General features: G+C 32.3%; 13 protein-coding genes. 1 reads left to right on the top strand and 12 read right to left on the bottom strand.

Annotated features, from left to right (window positions below):
- Positions 1 to 132: 132 nt before the first annotated feature.
- Positions 133 to 1,611, bottom strand: coding sequence for a hypothetical protein (locus J3E06_RS00730; protein ID WP_013180402.1), 1,479 nt, complete (start codon positions 1,609 to 1,611; stop codon positions 133 to 135).
- 724 nt (positions 1,612 to 2,335) lie between these two features.
- Between J3E06_RS00730 and J3E06_RS00735 the strand changes: the two genes are divergently transcribed.
- Entirely contained in the window at positions 2,336 to 4,060 is a 1,725-nt protein-coding gene (locus J3E06_RS00735) for a glutamate--tRNA ligase (protein ID WP_013180403.1), read from the top strand.
- A 472-nt stretch (positions 4,061 to 4,532) separates the two neighbouring features.
- On the opposite strand, the gene rpsJ is transcribed toward J3E06_RS00735, so the two are convergent.
- The 11 genes from rpsJ to J3E06_RS00790 all read right to left on the bottom strand — a co-directional run bounded on the left by rpsJ (position 4,533) and on the right by J3E06_RS00790 (position 19,620).
- A complete protein-coding gene (gene rpsJ, locus J3E06_RS00740; RefSeq protein WP_013180404.1) occupies positions 4,533 to 4,841 on the bottom strand; it encodes a 30S ribosomal protein S10 in 309 nt (102 codons plus the stop codon).
- 94 nt (positions 4,842 to 4,935) lie between these two features.
- Positions 4,936 to 6,222, bottom strand: coding sequence for a translation elongation factor EF-1 subunit alpha (tuf, locus tag J3E06_RS00745; protein ID WP_013180405.1), 1,287 nt, complete (start codon positions 6,220 to 6,222; stop codon positions 4,936 to 4,938).
- A 376-nt stretch (positions 6,223 to 6,598) separates the two neighbouring features.
- The gene (locus J3E06_RS00750; protein WP_013180406.1) at positions 6,599 to 8,782 is read right to left on the bottom strand and encodes an elongation factor EF-2; all 2,184 of its coding nucleotides are present in this window, start codon (positions 8,780 to 8,782) and stop codon (positions 6,599 to 6,601) included.
- A gap of 209 nt (positions 8,783 to 8,991) precedes the next feature.
- Positions 8,992 to 9,558, bottom strand: a complete 567-nt coding sequence (locus J3E06_RS00755; protein ID WP_083807438.1) for a 30S ribosomal protein S7 — start codon at positions 9,556 to 9,558, stop codon at positions 8,992 to 8,994.
- A 171-nt stretch (positions 9,559 to 9,729) separates the two neighbouring features.
- Positions 9,730 to 10,173: a 30S ribosomal protein S12 gene (locus J3E06_RS00760; protein ID WP_013180408.1), complete on the bottom strand. Its 444-nt coding sequence runs from the start codon at positions 10,171 to 10,173 to the stop codon at positions 9,730 to 9,732.
- A 151-nt stretch (positions 10,174 to 10,324) separates the two neighbouring features.
- A complete protein-coding gene (locus tag J3E06_RS00765; protein WP_013180409.1) occupies positions 10,325 to 10,894 on the bottom strand; it encodes a NusA-like transcription termination signal-binding factor in 570 nt (189 codons plus the stop codon).
- Positions 10,895 to 10,909: 15 nt separating this feature from the next.
- Positions 10,910 to 11,209, bottom strand: coding sequence for a 50S ribosomal protein L30e (locus tag J3E06_RS00770; RefSeq protein ID WP_013180410.1), 300 nt, complete (start codon positions 11,207 to 11,209; stop codon positions 10,910 to 10,912).
- 430 nt (positions 11,210 to 11,639) lie between these two features.
- Positions 11,640 to 12,803 (bottom strand): DNA-directed RNA polymerase subunit A'', encoded by a 1,164-nt coding sequence (gene rpoA2 / locus J3E06_RS00775; RefSeq protein WP_013180411.1) that lies wholly within the window; start codon positions 12,801 to 12,803, stop codon positions 11,640 to 11,642.
- Positions 12,804 to 12,900: 97 nt separating this feature from the next.
- On the bottom strand, positions 12,901 to 15,567 hold the full coding sequence (rpoA1, locus tag J3E06_RS00780; RefSeq protein WP_013180412.1) for a DNA-directed RNA polymerase subunit A': 2,667 nt from the start codon (positions 15,565 to 15,567) through the stop codon (positions 12,901 to 12,903).
- 212 nt (positions 15,568 to 15,779) lie between these two features.
- Positions 15,780 to 17,615, bottom strand: coding sequence for a DNA-directed RNA polymerase subunit B (rpoB, locus tag J3E06_RS00785; RefSeq protein ID WP_013180413.1), 1,836 nt, complete (start codon positions 17,613 to 17,615; stop codon positions 15,780 to 15,782).
- Positions 17,616 to 17,805: 190 nt separating this feature from the next.
- Positions 17,806 to 19,620 (bottom strand): DNA-directed RNA polymerase subunit B'', encoded by a 1,815-nt coding sequence (locus J3E06_RS00790; protein WP_013180414.1) that lies wholly within the window; start codon positions 19,618 to 19,620, stop codon positions 17,806 to 17,808.
- Between the last annotated feature and the right edge of the window lie 134 nt (positions 19,621 to 19,754).

The raw sequence follows: 19,754 nt of genomic DNA on the forward strand, positions 1-19,754 counted from the left end.
ATTCTCTTTAAATAATATTAATATGTAATTCCTACTATTAATATGGATAGTTTTTAATTATTTGAAAAATAAAAAAGAATAAATATATTTATCAACAAATTACAAAATTATAAATTTTAGCATATTTGTGAATTAGTTAGTATTATTATTTGATTTAGCTTTTGAATAGGATATAAGTTTGCTCTCGAACTTGAATTTTGTAGATTTAGGGTTTAAATCAGTTCTAAGTGCTTTTTTATAAGTTTTTGAAGTTTTAACTGTATATTTTGTATGGGAATTTGTATTTATACTTTTAGCTATTCGAGATTTATCTTCAGTTCTATTATGTGATTTAAATTTAGGTCTTGAATATCGGGTTTCATCTCTTGTAGTAGATTTTGGCATTGCATTATTTCTATTTGAGTTTGTATTTTTAGAATTGGTATTTATTGTACCTTTTCGAGACCTTACAATTGAAACTTTGGAATTTGATTCGTTTTTAGGTCTTAAATTCTTCCTTGCAGGTTCTTTAATATGACGTTTTATAGGGTTAGAATTATTGTTTTCAAAGCTTTTGGATTTAAAACTCTCCTTACTATCACTATTTTGAGAGTTGTATCTTTTATTGGAGTATGTTTTTCTACCTGTTGGTTTATCGTATTTTTTATTAGGTATTTGTTCATTTTTATTTTCAGAAACGTTATTTCTTGAATAATTATTGTCTTTATTGCCATATGTTTTAATATTTGCATTTGATTTATTTTCATAATTCTTGTTATATTCTTTCTTGAAATCAGGTTTATTTTCTTCTTTATGATTAGTAATCTTAGTATAATTTTTATTTTTATCATTATTGCCATATTTAGAATACTTTTTATTGTTAGAATTATGATTATTAATATTATTATTATTATTATTATTATTATTATTTTTAATAATATTACTGTTAGAATTTTTATTTATGAAAGATTTTCTCTTATTATCGGATGTTGGAGTTTTTGTTTCTTCTTGTGCGTATTTTTTAGAATTTTGCATATTTTTAGAAACTACTACTTTAGAGTATCTTTTTGTAGTGCTAACAGTACCCTTTGTTTTTGCACTTTCAGGTGATTTAATTAATCTCTTTGAAGTGTCGCTGTTGGTTTTGTTATGGTTAACTTTTTTATATGCAGGTCTAACTTTTGTATCAGTATCCCTATTATTCGTGTTTCCAGAATTGGTGTACCTATCTTCCTTAACGTCTCCTTTGTCCTTGGATACGTTGTAATTTTTGTAATTTTTACCTTGGATTTCAGTTCTGTTGGTGGTTCTCCCACTGTTTTTAATCGGTTTATTGGATGACTTATTATATCGGTTATTAGTCCTTATTCCACCATTAGAATCCGAATTCCCTGTTTTATCATCGTTATTGTCCCTATTATTCCTATTGTAGCCATTATAACTATTATATCTATTTTTCCCATTGTTATTGTTATTGTTATTGTTTTTATTAGTATTATTAGTATTATTAGTATTATTAGTATTATTATTAGTATTACTATTTTTAATAGTATTGGGATTATTATTTGTTTTAAAAGTTTTATTTTTATTGGAACTGTGTTTATTATTAATTAAATTATTCTTGTTTTCCATTTCTTACACCATTATTATTAAAAAATTACATAATCGTACAAATTATCTAAAAAACTACTTTTCGTCATTTTCGTTATGTCTCTTCATTTTCTCATTATTCAGCACAGATATTCACAATTCTACTCCTTAATACATATTGTATTTACATAATCTTATGTTTGTTGTGATAATGTTGAAGTTTTTACCGGGTAATATCAAAATACATATACTAATACAAATAACTGCCACATAAAAGTATTAAAACGTAATTTATTGATATTCTGTAAAATACTCAGCTAACAGATAAATTAACAACAACAAAAGATATATGCATAGTTAAAAAGTGTTATAATGTGTAGATTTTTATAATTATATATTAAATTATATAAAAGTTTCTGCAATCTTACGGTTTAAATTAATTCACATCTCGATATTTTATTTAATGTTTTAGATAATAGTTTATTTTAATAATTATCATCTTTTATGTATCTTTATTATATCATCATTGTTTGTATGTTATAATAAATATATATAGGTAATTGTAAAGTCTAATCTTGTAAATAAAAAGATATTTTACAAAGATTTTATTGTAAATATTGTTGTAATTATTATCGTATATATTCTTATAAATTACTAACTCATATAAATGAGAATATCAAATATTGTATGAAAATATATAATATATAAAATGAATTTAATTTAATTATTTAACAAAAATATTGATAAATTTACGGATGGTGCAATAATGGGTGAATCTACACTTTCAGAAGATGTAAAAAACGTAATTATAAAGTACTTACTTCAAAATGCAATAAAATACGATGGAAAGCCTAATCCTAAATCGATTATGGGTAAAATGTTAGGTGAAAATCCTGATTTAAGAAAACTTGCAAAAGATATCAACCAGAATATTAGTGCAATTGCAAAAGAAGTCGAAGATATGGGTTTAGAAGCTCAAAAACAGAAACTTTCAGAAATCGCCCCAGAAATGATGGGTAAGAAAAAAGAAAGAAAAAAGAAAGAAATTGAACTTAAAAACGTGGATACCAAAAAAGGCGTTGTAATGAGATTTGCTCCTAATCCATCAGGACCTCTTCATTTAGGTCATGCAAGAGCAAGTGTTTTAAACGATTTCTTTACTAAAAAATACGATGGAAAGTTAATATTAAGATTAGAGGACACTGACGCTAAAAGGGTACTTCCTGAAGCTTATGAAATGATACAAGAAGACCTTAAATGGTTAGGCGTTAATATCGATGAAGTAATTATTCAATCACAAAGACTTGAAACTTACTACGGATATGGTAAACAATTGATTGAAATGGGTTATGCGTATGTTTGTGATTGCGATGCGGAAGAATTTAGGGAATTAAAAGCAAAAGGAATTGCTTGTAAATGTAGGGACAATGTTGCTGAAAAGAATCTCGAATTATGGGATAAAATGCTCTCTGGAGAATTAGATAATGTCGCAGTTAGATTAAAAACAGATATTACACATAAAAACCCTTCAATACGTGATTTCCCAATATTCAGAATTGAACACACACCTCACCCAAAAAATGGAACAAAATATGTTGTTTATCCACTTATGAACCTTTCTGTAAGTGTTGACGACCATTTAATGGGTCTTACACACGTTTTAAGAGGTAAAGACCACATTGTAAATACAGAAAAACAAAAATACATATTTGATTATATGGGTTGGGAAATCCCTGAATATTTACACTACGGTATCTTAAAAATAGAAGGCCCTGTTTTAAGTACGTCTAAAATGCACGCTGGTATTTTAGATGGCGAATATTCTGGCTGGGACGACCCGAGATTAGGAACTCTTAGAGCAATGAGGAAAAGAGGCATAAAACCTGAAGCCATATATAAAACAATGGTTGATATAGGGATTAAACAAGCTGATGTTAGGTTTGCGTGGGAAAATTTATATGCAGTTAACAAAGATTTGATTGATGCAATTACAAGAAGATTTTTCTTTGTTGCAAATCCTAAAAAAGTTATTGTTAAAAATGCAGACAATCAAACTATTAAGTTAAGAATGCATCCTGATAAAGATATGGGTATGAGAACGTTAGAATACAACGGGGAAATCTACCTATCAGGTAATGATAACATTGAAGTAGGTAAAATGTATAGGCTTATGGAATTGTTTAACATAGTTATTGACGAAATAAGCGAAGACGTTGTTTACGCACACTTTGACAGTGAGGATTACATAGTCGCAAAGGAAAATAAGGCAAATATCATTCATTGGGTACCTGTAAAAGATAGCGTTAAAGTTTCAGTGATTGACGGCAATGGTATAGAAACAAATGGTTATGCAGAGAAAGACTTTTCAGTTGTAAAAGAAGATGAAAGTGTACAGTTTGAAAGATATGGATTTGTTAGAGTCGATAAAACTGAAAATGAAAATGAAAATGAAAATGATAAAAAAGTAATTTGTTATTTGACCCACAATTAAATAACAACCATAATAATATTTTATTTTTTAAATATCTATTTTTTAAATTGAAGTTAAATTAATAATTAAATTTCAAAAAAGCAAGTTTACTATTTATTCTTTATTTTATTATTATTATTATTATTATTATTATTAATTTTTTATTATTATTATTATTATTAATTTTTTATTATTATTATTATTATTTAAAGATAATACACCGTATTTACTATGAAATACGGTCACAACATACACTACAATTACTGTGAATTGCAGTATAATAAATGATTAATTTCATAGTATATAAAGATTGGTTAAATAACACAGTATAATGTATTACCATAAAACAATATATCATAAAAATACGCATAAAATAAAATAAATTTAAAAAGAAAAAGGTTATTGAAATCCCCGTGGGGAAAACAATATTTTCATGGCTTATGAATTATTGAATATTTTAAAAAAAGCCTTCAAATTCAATTCTCATACGAAATTAGTTTCTTAATTCGATTTCGATTTGAACTGTTTCAGGAATTCTTACTTTCATAATGTGTTTCATTGTTCTTTCGTCAGCTTCTAAGTCAATAACTCTTTTGTGGATTTTCATTGTCCATCTGTCGAATGATGATGAACCTTCACCGTCGGTTGACTTTCTTGTTGTAACTTTTAATGTTTTTGTAGGTAATGGAATTGGACCTGCTAAATCAACACCTGTTTTTTCAGCAATAGCTTTGATTTGGTCACATACGCCGTCTAATTCTGTGTGTTTTGTACTTGATAATTTTATTCTTGCTTTTTGCATAATTTTGCCTCATTTATGATATGTAATGAATTTATTAAAATAATAATAAGTATAATTTAAAAATTAAAGAGTTAAATAATTAGAGTAAATCTAATTATTTGTTTTTAGCTGTAACTCTAATAGCCATACCAGCTGCTACAGTCATACCCATATCTCTGATAGCGAATCTACCGAGTTGTGGAATTTCTTTAACGCTTTCAATAACCATTGGTTTTGTTGGTATTAATTTAACGATTGCAGCATCACCAGCTTTTAAGAAGTCTGGGTTTTCTTCTAAAACTTCACCAGTTGCAGGGTTTAACTTTTTGCTTAACTCTGCAAATGTACAAGCAATCTGTGATGTGTGTGCGTGGAATACTGGTGTGTATCCTGCTGTGATAACTGAAGGGTGTTGTAAAACAACAATTTGAGCATCGAAGTCAGCTGCAACTGATGGTGCGTTGTCAACTGGACCTAAAACGTCTCCTCTCTTGATGTCTTTTTTACCTACACCTCTTACGTTGAAACCAATGTTGTCTCCTGGTTCAGCTGAAGGTAATTGTTCGTGGTGCATTTCCACTGTTTTAACTTCTCCTACTGAGCCTGAAGGTTCAAATACAACTTTGTCTCCTGGTCTGATGATACCTGTTTCAACTCTACCAACTGGAACTGTACCTACACCAGTGATTGAGTAAACATCTTGGATAGGTAATCTCAATGGTAAGTTTGTTGGTTTTTGAGGAGGTTGGAATGAGTCAATAACTTGAGCAATTGTAGGACCCTTGTACCATTTTGTGTTTTCTGATTTTTTGAATACGTTATCACCGTGTAATGAAGCTACAGGGATGAAAGGTACTGTGTCAGGGTTGTATCCTAACATTTTTAATAACTCTTCGCTTAACATTTTCTTCATTGCATTGTAGTCATCTTCACTGAAGTTAACTGTGTCCATTTTGTTAATTGCAACAGCTAATTGGTTTACACCTAATGTTCTGATTAAGAAAATGTGTTCTCTTGTTTGTGGCTGAATACCGTTGTTGTGGTCATCTACGTTAACAACTAAAACAGCTGCGTCAGCTTGTGAAGCACCGGTAATCATGTTTTTAATGAAGTCTCTGTGGCCTGGGCAGTCTACGATTGTTACTTCGTATTTGTCGGTAGGGAATTTTTTGTGAGCGATGTCAATTGTAACACCTCTCTCTCTTTCTTCTTTTAAACCGTCCATAACGTAAGCAAATTCGAATCCAGCTTTACCTTTTTCTTCAGCTTCTCTTCTTAATCTTGTAATTACCTGAGGGTCGATAGCTCCACCGTCTAATAATAATCTTCCTACTGTAGTTGATTTACCAGCGTCAACGTGTCCGATAAATGCAACGTTCAATATTGGTTTTTCTTTTGCCATATTGTCACCTGTATTTATATATGTTTTTGATTTTTGTAAGTAGAATTTATCTTATTAAGAGATTTCTAAATAAGTATAATTTGTAATATGATAGTAAAAATGAGTATATATATTTTATGGTATATTGTTAAAATCTTTTGGATTTTTCAAAATTAATCATGATTAATCGTGTAAGATTTTTAACCCATAAATATAATTTTTATACATTTACACCAATATACAAAATTAATAACTAAATATGAATTATTGATATTATAAGTTTACTGTAAGTTTTTACAATTTATTATAATTTCATTATATGTAATTCATATGTAGTTATTCTATTTTATATTTAATTTAATAATTTAAATAAGTTAATCGAAATAAATCAATTAAATTATTCTGTTTTTAAACCTTTTCTTGACCTAATTTGTTGAACAATCTTAGGTTGCAATTCAGTAGGTACTTTTTCGAATCCTGAGAATTCAACAGACCATAAACATCTACCTTGTGTAGCTCCTCTGATTGCACCAGCGAAACCGAACATTTCAGCAACAGGAACGCTACCTTTAATAATTGACATGTCGCCTTCTTGCTCCATATCAACGATTTGGCCTCTTCTGTTGTTGATTTCTTTCATACCGTCGCCCATGTAATCTTGAGGGGTGTTGATGTATACTTTTTGCATAGGTTCTAATAATACTGGTTTAGCTTGTGTAATAGCGTCTCTAACACCAAATCTTACCGCAGGGATAATTTGTGCTGGACCTCTGTGGATTGCATCTTCGTGGAAAGTTGCATCCATTAATTTAACTTTTACACCTTGAACTTTTTCAGCAGCTAAAGGACCGTTTCTTACAGCTTCTTTGAAACCTTCGATGATTAACTCTCTTGCTTCGTCTAACTGTACGATACCTCTTGTTAAGTTTGTGATTAAGTTACCGCCTATGATAGACATAACTTTTTTAGCTTCGTCTTTTGGCAATCCTGCTTCTACAAACCTACCTTCTGCTTCTGAGGAGATTTTTCTCTTGAAATCTTCATCTTTTAAGTCGCCTTTAACATATGCTTGGTATACACTGTCTTCTAAAGGTTCTACGATGAAGTACAACTTGTTGTGTTTGTTTGGTGATTTTCCTTCAATTTCAGGGCTTGTACCGTTGATTGTTTCTCTGTAAACAACGATTGGCTCACCAACATCAACTTCGATACCTGTATCTCTGCCGATTTTTGTATTTGTGATAACTTCGATGTGGAGTTCACCCATACCGCTGATTAAGTGTTCACCGGTTTCCTCGTTGATTTCCACTCTAACTGTGTTATCTTCTCTTGCGATTTGTCTTAATACTTCGATTAATTTTGGCAAGTCTTTTGTGTTTTTAGCTTCGATAGCAACTGTAATAACAGGTTCACTTACGTGTGATAAACCTTCGAAAGCTTGTTCCATTTTGTTTGAGAATGCTGAAACAGTTTCCCCTGCGGTTGCTTCTTTTAAACCTGTGATAGCACAGATGTTACCTGCTGAAATGCTTGGTACTTGAACTCTTTCTGCACCCATGAAAACTGAAACTTGTTGAGCTCTTGCTTTTTGTTCTGCACCAACTAAAAACAATTCGTCACCTTGTTTCATTCTTCCTGAGAACAATCTGCATGCTGAGATAGCTCCTGCGTGTTTATCAACGATAATTTTTGTGATAACACCTGCTAAAGGACCGTTAGGGTCACAAACCATCATTGACTTACCAACTTCTGACTCAATGTCTCCTTTCCAAATATTTGGAATTCTGTACTTTTGAGCTTGAACTGGGTTTGGTAAGTGTTTGATAACCATATCCAAACATACTTCGTGTAAAGGTGCTTTATCAGCTAATTCTTTCTGTTTTTCATCATTACAGAAATCAATGATGTCTTTGAATGAAATACCTGATTTTTGCATGTAAGGTACTGAAATAGCCCAGTTGTTGTAAGCTGAACCGAATGCTACCTTACCACCCATAACGTCACATAACCATTCTTTTTTGAACTCTTCTGGAGCCATTTTTTCGATTAAAACGTTAACTTCTGCAATAATTCTCATAAATCTTGCTTGTAATTCTTCAGGAGTTAATTTTAACTCGTTGATTAATCTGTCAACTTTGTTTATGAATAAAACAGGTTTAACTTTTTCTTTTAAAGCTTGTCTTAAAACTGTTTCAGTTTGTGGCATTACACCTTCTACTGCACAGCATACAACGATAGCACCATCGATAGCTCTCATTGCTCTTGTAACGTCACCACCAAAGTCAACGTGACCTGGGGTATCGATTAAGTTAATTAAGTGTTCTCCGGTTTCTGATTGGTGAACCATTGACACGTTTGCAGCGTAGATTGTAATACCTCTTGCTGCTTCTTCTTCATCAAAATCTAAAGCAAGTTGGTCTCCTGCTAATTCTTTTGATATCATACCAGCACCTGCTAAGAGGTTGTCTGATAAGGTTGTTTTACCGTGGTCGATGTGTGCACAGATACCGATGTTTCTGATTTTATCGTGGGTTTCCATTAAACTGGTAACCTTTTCTACCATTTTTGCTCTTCTTCCCATTATTTCACCGAATCAAATAAGTGATTTAATTGATTAATTGATTTTTGAAGAATTTATTAAATTTATGTGATAAATTATATCAATAATTTAAAAAAATACGATAACCATAAGATAAAATACTTATTTATGATTATTCCATTGATTAATTAAAAATATATAAATAAATAACTTAAAGAAATTAAAGAAATTAAAAAGATATAACTTTTCAATTATCTTGCTGATTGAGCAACTCTTTCTTTTTCTTCTTTTTTCTTTACAGCGAAGCTTTTTTGCATATCTGCTTTTGAAGCTGAGATTATTTCTTCAGCTAAACAGTTTGCAATTGATTTTTTGCTTTTTCTTGCTGAGTTTAAAGCTCCCAATGAGATGTTTCTGATAGCAGTGTCTAATCTTCTTACAGGTGAAACGTCAACTGATTGTAAGAATGCGATACCACCGTATGAAATTCTTGTTGTTTCTTCTCTTGGTCCTGCGTTTTCTAAAGCATCAACTAAAACTTGAACAGGGTTTTCCTTTGTTCTTTTTTCGATGATTTCTAAGGCTTCTTCCATAACTGCTAAAGCTTCGTATTTTTTACCAGTGTTTGTTTGTTCAGCCATTAATTTGTTTAAAACTCTTTCTACAATGTTCATTTTTGATTTATCGAACATCTTTTTTGAAAATCTTCCTGCGGTGTGAGGTACTAAAACAGGTTCTAAGCTAATGTATGACCTTAAGCTTGGATCTTTAACTGTAACAGCTTCACAATCCCATTTATTGAACAATTTAATTTCCAAAATTTCACCGTCCATTGTTGTTTTTGTGATTTGTGATTTTGTTTTTCCGAATTTTGATAATAATTATAAGTTTTATAAATTATTAAAGTTTAATGTTATATTAAAGTTATAAGTTTTTAAAGTTAAAATTTTTAAAATTAAGAAATTATCTTAAGAAATTATCTTATTATCTTATCTTTTAACTTTTTCTTGTTTACCTTTAACTAATTCTCTGATTGAGTTTTTACCAACCATTACAACTTTATATCTTACTCCAGGAATATCCCCTTTAGCTTGACCTGATGGACCACCGATTCCTTCGATAACTACTTCGTCGTGCTCGTCGATGAAATTGATAGCGTGGTTTCCTGGTGCAAATGCGGTAATAACTTTACCGTTTTTGATTAATTGAACTTTTACACATTTTCTGATAGCGGAGTTAGGCTGTTTTGCTTCGAGACCTACTTTCTCTACAACAATACCTCTTCCCATTGGAGCACCTTCTAATGGGTCAGCTTTTAATTTTAAGCTTAATTCTCTGTTAACGAATTTGTACTGGTGCCATTTGCTTTCTTTTCTTTTTAAGAATAATTTTCTACCTGCAAATTCTCCTCTTGGAGCTTTACTTCCTGCCATTTAATCACCTATGACTTAGAATATTCATAATTTCAATCGATATATTATTGCATTATTAAATCAATTATTGATAATATAATTACATATGATAAGTAATATAATAAATAACAAATTTTAATAAGTAAATTCAATCGATTTTAAATTTCTTAAATTATTCTGTTTTTTGTGTTTCGGTAGCTTCAGGAGCTTTTTCAACTTTTTCAGCTTCAGCTTTAACTTCTTTTACGTCAGTTTTAGCTTCTTCTGCTTTTGCTGGTGCTTCCTCTTTTTTAGCAACCTTTTTATCTTTTCTTAATCCTGCAATAACTTTGATGTTTTTAACACCTGAAAGTCTACTAACTAAATCAACTGCGGAATCGATTTTCTTTCCTTTGTCTCCGATAATAGCCCTTCTTAATTTAGGGTGGATTCTTAAGTATACTACTAAATCATCACCAAATTTTTTAGTCCAAACATCTTCTAATTCTACAGGTGCGAATATGTTTCTAATAAATTGTTTTACATCGTCGGAGTATTCAATTAAATCGATTTTCCTGCCAAATTTTTCGGTTGCGTTTCTTACGTTTTCTCCACCTTTTCCAATGGCTGCACCGATATCTCCTTCTTTGATAACAAATGTAATTTTTTCCTCATCAGCTACTGAATCAATGACATCTGCGCCAGTCATTTTTTCAAATAAGCTGATTCTCATTATATCTTCTGTATTAAGTTTAATTCTCATAAAACATCACCTGAATTATTCTTTGTTTAAGTTTAAAATAGATGAGTTACCAGGTTCCATTACCACCAATGCGGATACAGGGAATGGTTTACCACAAATAGCTCCGAGTTCAAGTGATGTGGCATCGTGTACGTATAATTTAACGCCTGATAATTTAGTATAGTATTCTAAATCTGCCATAACTTCTTTTGCACAGTTTCCTGCAACAATTAATAATTGCCCTTCACCGTGTTTTATGTTCTTAACAGCTTGTTTTGTACCTAATACTACTTTACCAGTATCTACAGCTACTCTGATTGCTCTGTTGATATCCATAATTTACCTCCTTCTCAGTTTTCTCCAGAGGGGTGTTTCTTTCCGATGCTAAATGCAATTTAGAAAAAAAGTCCTCCAATTAATAAATTACAAAGTTTTAATTTATTAATCGATTAATCATTTTATCGTACAAATGTACATGTGTACAGTTTTGACTAATACGAAATATGTAATAGTAATACGTTATTTTTATACTTTTGCATAGTTCAAATTTTTAAATAGCAAACAAGTACAATATTAACACTTAAGTAAAACATATTTGATAATGAATTAAAAATAATACTAAATAAGATAATAATAACATAATATAATAATATAATACTAAAATAATATAATAATATAATAATATAATAATATAATAATATAATAATAAAATAAAAATTATATACTATAAAAATTATTTAATTAAGTAATATTGAAGGTTATATTATTAAATATTTCCTTCTTCGTATTCTCTTTTAATTCCAACGTTTATACAGCCCGTACCGATAGATATAGGTTTACCAACGATAATGTTTTCAACGACACCATCTAATTCATCGGAATAACCTCTCATAGATGCGGAGTATAAGTGTTTCACAGTTTCTTCGAATGCTGCCCTTGCAAGAACGGAAGCTTTTTCGCCACCGATACCGTGTCTACCGATTGGTTTAACAACACCATCTGTAGTCATCAAGTCTGAAACCATCATCAAGTGTCTTGGGTCTACCGTCAAACCTTGGTTTGATAAAGTAGCAGCCATCTCGTAAATAATTGCGTTTCTTGCAGCTTCCACACCTAAAACATCCTGAATTTCAATGATATTGTTTGTTGTTGTTTTTGAAGGGTCTACACCTTCAATTTCAAATACTTCTTTTAAGTTTGAACCTTCACTGTACAAGATATACTCCTCAGAACCATCTTCTTTTCGGATAATAACCCTTGTAATGTTTGATACACCTTTTAAGTGTATTGCTCTTACTTTAGGAAGTCTTTTTCTTAAAGCTTTTAATGTAGGGGTTTTTATCTTTAAATTTAAAGCATAACCATCCTGGTCAATTTTCAATTTCATTTTTGATTTAATTGAATTAACTACATCTTCGACAGACAAATTTCTTTTTTCTAATTTTTCAGCATTTAAAATTATAGAAATACATTCTTCTACAAGGTTAACGCTTATGTTATCAGCTACTGACTCAACTGTGGTACTTTCGATGTTCTTAGCCACCTGCTGAGCTTTTTCTCTGTCGTATTTGTAGTCTTCTAAAAGATTAATTGTCATTGTAGGAGTGGAAGGTTCTTTTCTTGCATCTACAATCTCAATCATCCTTGGCAAACCCAAAGTAACGTTTAACTCCGCTACCCCTGCGTAGTGGAACGTTCTCATTGTCATCTGCGTACCAGGTTCCCCGATTGATTGAGCTGCTACAACACCGACAGCCTCTCCAGGTTCTACTAATGTTCTTTCGTATGCAATTTGTGTTTCGTTAACGATTTCGTCAATCATTTCTTCGCTTTCAATATTTTCTTTGAGTATTTTGTTCAATAAATTTTGTTTCAATAACGGAGGGAGTTTTAAATCCATTATCTTATACTCTAAGTCTGCATTTTCCATTTTTTCACCCAGAATATGAATTTAAATTATAATATATACTTGATAATTTTAAAAATTTAATTAAATTTTTAAATAAGATTATTTAATTTTATTTAATTTAATCAAATTTTGATTTAACTTTGGTGAATACTTTATCTAAGTCTACTCCCTTACCGTGGTCTGCCTTAGCAGGGTCTACTAAATCCTCACCATATTCAAATTGAACAACTAATCCTCTTGAATCTCTAACTGTTCCATCGTATTCTGCTCTGATGTCCTGTAAAGCGTTTACAAGTCTTCTTTGCATGTATCCAGACTGTGCAGTCCTTACCGCCTGGTCCACTAAACCTTCTCTACCACCCATAGCGTGGAAGAAGTATTCAGATGGCGATAAACCTTTTTTATAACAGCTTCTAACGAAACCGTGTGATTTTGCGTCAAGACTTCCTTTTCCAAAGTGAGGTAAAGTTCTATCTCTATAACCTCTGAATACTCTACCACCCCTAACGGATTGCTGACCGACACTCGCTGCCATCATCGTAATGTTCAATAATGAACCTCTCGCACCAGTCCTTGCCATTAAAGCTGCGTGGTTATCCTTACTTAAGTATCTTTCAGCTACAGCACCAGTATCGTCCCTTGCCCTACCCAATATTTGCATAATGTAGGCTTCTCTTGATTCTTCGATACCCCTACCAGGCAATGGGTCTAAAGTTCCAGTTTCGTATTTTTCAACAACTGCATCAACTGCATCCTCTGCAGTGTTTAATATGTTTTGAATCTCTTCGATTGCCTCAACAGGGATATCTTCATCGTCAATACCTGTTGTGAAACCTTTTATCATCATTGCTTTGATAGACATTCTTGTTGCAGAGTCTAAGAATTTTCTTGCAGCTTCTGAACCGAATTCTTTAACAATAGTGTTTAATACGATACCAGCTTCTGAACCGAAACCGTTTTTATCGATTACACCTTTTAAAAGCTTACCATTTTTAATTAAAACGTAGCCTTCGTGTTCACAGTTTTCTTTTTTACAGTCATCACATTTTTTACAGGTTTTACTCTTGTATTCAAGACTTAAACCTTCAGGTAATGCCGTACCGAACAAACTTCTACCGCTGTATAATTCTTCACCATTTTCAAGTACGTCAGGTTCTCCTAATTCAGATTTGAAACCTGCACTTCTTAAAAGTGATAAAGCTTGGTCTTTGTTAAAGTTTGAACTTGTAAGAACGTATGCACCAGAAATAAAGTCGTGAATAGCCCCAATAATTGGACCACCAAATCTTGGTGAAACGATGTGCTTTTCAACTAACATTAAAGTTTCTGCTTCCGCTCTTGCTTCTTCGGATTGAGGAACGTGAACGTTCATCTCATCACCATCGAAATCCGCGTTATATGGTGGACAAACACATAAGTTGTGTCTGAATGTCCTATAAGGTAAAACTTTAACTTTGTGTGCCATAATAGACATTCTGTGTAAAGAAGGCTGTCTGTTGTACAATACAACATCTCCATCTATTAAATGTCTTTCAACGGACATTCCTTCTTCAATGTTCTCTGCCCAATGGTCTTTATTCTTATCACTTACCCTTATTGAGAAGTTTTCTTGCTTTCCTTCTTTATTTTTAATGGTTTTGATAACGTAATTTACACCAGGGTGTATTTCCGAGCCATTTTTAAGCAATTCTTTTATATGGTCAATGTTATGTGCAGTCACTTTTTCAGGCACTGTTAATTCCTTTGCGATTAACTCGGGAATACCTACTTCATTGATACTTAAACGTGGGTCTGGAGAAATAACAGTCCTTGCGGAGAAATTAACCCTTTTACCAGCTAAGTTGTGTCTGAATCTACCTTCCTTACCTTTAAGCCTTTGTGCGAGTGTTCTTAAAGGTCTACCGCTTCTGTGTCTTGCAGGAGGAATTCCTGGAGCTTCATTATCAAAGTAAGTGTTTATGTGGTATTGTAATAAATCCCATAAATCCTCAATAATTAAGTTAGGAGCACCACCATTGATATTTTCTTCCAACCTTTGGTTAATTCTGATAATATCAACTAATTTGTGCGTTAAATCATCTTCACTTCTTTCCCCACTCTCGAGAGTAATTGAAGGTCTAACGGTAACGGGTGGAACTGGCAAAACTGTTAATATCATATATTCAGGTCTTGCAACGATGTGGTTAATACCTAAAAGCTTACAATCATTAGCAGGGATTTTTTCCAAAATTTCCCTAACTTCTGAAGATGTTAATTGTCTTGAAGCTTTACCATCTATTTGGTGGTAAGTTGAAGGTTTATCGTATTTAATATCATACTTAACTTCACCACATTCAGGACAAATGCTACCTTTTGCAGCTTCTTTTAAGATTTCATCGCATAAAATCCACATATCACCGCCGTCTTCTAAAAGCTTCTCCATTTTTTCCAGGTATTCAGCTTTTCGAGACTCTGATAAAGTCACTTTACCACAGTGCGGGCATGTTGCTTTTAATATTTTATAGATATCCTTTGCAAAACCTATGTGTACAACAGGCTTTGATAATTCTATATGACCAAAGTGGCCTGGACAGGTGCCTACTCTACCACCACAGCTTTTACATACTAAACCTGGGTCAATTACACCCAATCTCGTATCCATCAATCCACCATCGATTGGATAACCATCGTCGTCGTATGTGTCTGCGGTAACTATTTTAGCTACTGACATTATCCTTGTTTGTTCAGGAGACAATAAACCAAAGGTAATGTTTCCAATTTCTTTTGGAACGTCGAACCCATTCATAAATTTTCACCTATGAGGTAAATTTTTTAATTATTCCGATTAATTTCGATAATTTAGATAATTTCAATAATTTCAATATATAATAAAGAAATTTTAGTTTATTTTACATTATCTAATTAAATAACGTGTTTTCCAATAACAATAATATCAAATTAAATATAGAGAATAAAATAAATTAATCAATTATTTAATAATATTAATCATTGATTAAATTATGCCCTATCTTTTAATTTTAATTTAGGGTCTATACCCATACTTTTAAGCTCATCAAGCAATAATTTGAAAGCGTATGCGATTTTAACTGATGGTATTTTTCTATTATCTTGTACGTCTTCAACTTCACCACAGATTGGGCAGTACTTAATTCCTCTTTTGAAGTCGTAAATAGCGATTTCCCCACATTTTGCACATACATAATCTTCGTGAGGGTCAGACTCGTCCAAAAGTCTTTCTTTTAGCAATAAAGCTGCACCGTGTGCAACCAAAACATCCCTTTCCATTTCCCCAAATCTAAGACCACCTTCTCTTGCTCTACCTTCAGTAGGTTGTCTTGTAAGAACTTGGATAGGTCCTCTACTTCTTGCGTGTATTTTACCAGCTACTAAGTGGTGTAATTTCTGGTAGTAAGCAACACCGACGAATACTTCACATTCGAGTTTTTTACCAGATTTACCTTCGTAAACGGTTTCTTTACCATTATGTTTAAATCCGTGAGCTTCAAGAGCATCTCTTAAAGACCATTCTCCTTCACCGCTGAAAATGGTACCGTCAATCCTTCTACAGTCTAAAGAACCTACTTTACCACCAATCATTTCCAAAACCTGTCCGATAGTCATCCTTGATGGAACAGCGTGCGGGTTAATGATTAAATCAGGAATTACTCCGTCTTCTGTGAATGGCAAATCTTCTTGAGGCACAACTAAACCGATAACCCCTTTCTGACCGTGTCTTGAAGCGAATTTATCCCCTAATTCTGGAATTCTGGAATCTCTTACCCTAACTTTCGATAAACGATTACCTTCTTTAGTTTCACTTAAAATCACTAAATCGACAGTACCTTCTTCACCGTGTCTAATTGTAACGGAAGTATCTCTTCTTTGTGATTTTTGCTGTAAAGAAATCTCGTTTTCTTCTAAAAATCTTGGAGGTGAGGTTTTACCGATAATTACATCCCCTGAAGATACTTCAGACTCCAATTCGATTAAACCATCGCCTCCCAAATTTCTATAAGCTCCTTCTGCCCTATATCCCCTTACACCTTTTTCAGGTACTTCAAAGCGGTCTAACTGACCTCCAGGATATCTTTTTTCAAAGCTTTCATAGCTTCTAAAGAATGAACTCCTACCGAGACCTCTCTCGATGGATGCTTTGTTTATAATAAACGCATCCTCCATATTGTACCCTTCATAACTCATAACTGCTACAACAAAGTTCTGTCCTGCAGGTCTTTTGTCAAATCCTAAAATTTCCTGGTGTTTCGTTCTTACCAAAGGTACTTGAGGATAGTGTAATAAATGACCTCTTGTGTCCATTCTCCATTTTATGTTTGCCATTGGGACACCTAATGACTGCTTACTCATCGCTGCCGCCATTGTAATCCTTGGAGCGGAGTTATGTTCTGGGTATGGAGCTACACCCGCACCGATACCCAAAATTGAGATAGGGTCAATTTCCATATGGGTCGTATTTTCATTGATATCTTTTTCATATATTGCAATATATGCGTTTTCTTCTTCTTCGGCGTCCAAATATTCAACCAAACCTCTTTCAACCAAATCGCTGAATTTAAGTTCCCCTTCTTTTACCAATTCTAAATGTTCTTGGGTAATTTTAAGTTCACCATTTTCAACCACTACTAAAGGTCTAACAGCCCTACCACCGTCTGTAGAAATATGAACGTCGTTGCTTTCTTCGTTAAATGAAATGGATGTATACGGCGAAATTCTTGCATTTCGTCTTGATTCCCTTAAATTTCTAACGAGTTCTTCTGGATTGTCGACTGTGTCGATTAATTTTCCATTAACATATACATTCGTTTTGTTATCCAAGGTTTTCACCTTTAAAGTTCAAATTAACTTTTAATAATATTTAATATAGATTATATTACTTTAAATTATGATAAATTACGTTAAATTACTTAATTGACCTTTTAAATATAAAAATAAAATATTAAATTTAATAAATTAACATTGCATTTTTAATTTTTTATTTCAATATTTTTATTTTAATAATTGTCAATTATAATTCTTTTTCACTTTCGTCGTTAATTTCTTCCTCATTTTCATTAACGTCTTCTTCTGTTTTAGTATCCTCATCAGATTCAGCTTCTTCTGATTCTACAGCTTCAGGTGTTTCTACAGAGTCTTTTTCTGCAATTTCTTCTGATTCTTCTGATTCTTCTGATTGCCCTACTTCTTTGGACTCCACTTCTGATTCTACAGCTTCAGGTACTTCTTGTGTTTCAGATGATTCAGATGATTCAGCTAATTCCAAATTTAATTCTTTTTCAATTTCTGAATCAATTTCATCAATTGCGCCGATATCATCTTCTTGAATTAATTCTCTTGAAATACCCATACTGCTTAGTAAATCAATTACTGAGTCGTCAGGTTGGTCAGTTGTAACTTTACACATCACAGCTAAGTTTTTAACCAAACCACAGTTAGGACCTTCTGGTGTTTCAGATGGACAGATTTTACCCCATTGCGTAGCGTGCAAATCCCTTGCCTCGAAGTGAGGTTGTGAACGAGATAATGGTGATACAACTCTTCTTAATTGAGATGTAGTAGCCAAATAACTGGTTCTATCTAAAAGTTGGCTTACACCAGTTCTTCCACCGACCCAGTTTCCAGTAGCCATTGCGTGTCTCATTCTTTCAGTTAAAACGTCGCTTCTAACCGCTGCTTGGATTGAAGGTTCTTTATTCCTTATGGATTGTCTTTCAAGCTGATATTTGATATCTTTAACTAACTGGTTAAATGAATTTCTAAATAAATCTTCCATTAAGTCCCCAGCTAATTTTAATCTTTTATTTGAATAGTGGTCTTTATCATCTTCGACCCTTAAACCTAAGTATAACTCGATTGAGTTTTTAGCCATTCTACCCAAATATTTAGCCTTTGTTCTCATATCTGCAGGTTCTACACCTAAGTGAGGTAATAAATAGCTGCATAAGATTGTTTCAGCTCTTTTTAATTTATATTCTCTTGGTTGACCGGGTGCAACTCTTTTTCCGATGTGTTCGAGTGCGTCTTCTCTTGTATTTATGCTGTGCTCTTCTCTTACTTCTTGTAAGTTTGCAACTAACTGCATAATTACGGAAGGCTCATCAGAGATTAATTCTATAATATCTCTATCTGATTGCGCACCTAAAGCTCTCATTAATATAACTAATGGTATATTACTTGGCATACCTGGGAAAGAAACATTTAACAAACCGTCTGGGTTTCTTTCTACTGCACATAATGCCCTAAATCCGTGTCTTGTTGAGAATACTTTTGCAACGTCAACCATTTTGTTGTTTTTCTCTACTTTTTCACACAAAATTCTATTAGGGATTAAATCTTCTTGTGCTACCACTGCCTTTTCAGAACCGTTAACAATAAAATATCCTAATGGGTCCTCTGGGTCTTCACCATACTCGATTAATTCTTCTGGCGATTTTCCTTTTAAATGACAAATATCAGAACCTAATATAACAGGTAATTCACCCATATAAACAGTTAGAGGGGATAATTTTTTTTCTTCTTCATTTTCTCCAACAAAAGGTACAATTTCCAAATACATTGGTGCAGAATATGCTAAATTTCTTATTCTAGCTTCCATAGGTGTTATTGGTTTCACTGAACCATCAGCTTCCTTATTAACTGGTTTTGAAATAGCAACTGTTCCAAATTCAACCCTATAGCCGGATTTAATCTCAGTATTAACTCCACCAACTTCTGAAATAATCTTTTGAACTTTGTTCTCAACAAAGCTGTTAAATGAGTCGATGTGGTGTTTAACTAAATTATTTTCTTCAAAAAATGCATCAACGATAACTCGGGACTTCATATATCTCCCTCATTTTTGTTTAATAGAATTATCAATAATTTTGGTATTATCTAAATTTACATATTATATAATAATTAATTTTATGTGATTTTATAAGATAGTAAAGAAATATACCCTAATTAAAAAACCATATA

Origin of the sequence: Methanococcus voltae, assembly GCF_024807655.1 — an archaeon.
GTDB lineage: Archaea > AGJL01 > Methanococci > Methanococcales > Methanococcaceae > Methanococcus > Methanococcus voltae_D.

Excerpts from the sequence above, each read along its gene's own strand:
- J3E06_RS00765 (WP_013180409.1), bottom strand. The coding sequence starts at position 10,894 with ATGAGAATTAAACTTAATACAGAAGATATAATGAGAATCAGCTTATTT.
- J3E06_RS00760 (WP_013180408.1), bottom strand. The coding sequence starts at position 10,173 with ATGGCAGGAAGTAAAGCTCCAAGAGGAGAATTTGCAGGTAGAAAATTA.
- J3E06_RS00735 (WP_013180403.1), top strand. The coding sequence starts at position 2,336 with ATGGGTGAATCTACACTTTCAGAAGATGTAAAAAACGTAATTATAAAG.
- rpsJ (WP_013180404.1), bottom strand. The coding sequence starts at position 4,841 with ATGCAAAAAGCAAGAATAAAATTATCAAGTACAAAACACACAGAATTA.
- J3E06_RS00730 (WP_013180402.1), bottom strand. The coding sequence starts at position 1,611 with ATGGAAAACAAGAATAATTTAATTAATAATAAACACAGTTCCAATAAA.
- J3E06_RS00750 (WP_013180406.1), bottom strand. The coding sequence starts at position 8,782 with ATGGGAAGAAGAGCAAAAATGGTAGAAAAGGTTACCAGTTTAATGGAA.
- rpoA1 (WP_013180412.1), bottom strand. The coding sequence starts at position 15,567 with ATGAATGGGTTCGACGTTCCAAAAGAAATTGGAAACATTACCTTTGGT.
- J3E06_RS00770 (WP_013180410.1), bottom strand. The coding sequence starts at position 11,209 with ATGGATATCAACAGAGCAATCAGAGTAGCTGTAGATACTGGTAAAGTA.
- J3E06_RS00790 (WP_013180414.1), bottom strand. The coding sequence starts at position 19,620 with ATGAAGTCCCGAGTTATCGTTGATGCATTTTTTGAAGAAAATAATTTA.
- rpoA2 (WP_013180411.1), bottom strand. The coding sequence starts at position 12,803 with ATGGAAAATGCAGACTTAGAGTATAAGATAATGGATTTAAAACTCCCT.
- tuf (WP_013180405.1), bottom strand. The coding sequence starts at position 6,222 with ATGGCAAAAGAAAAACCAATATTGAACGTTGCATTTATCGGACACGTT.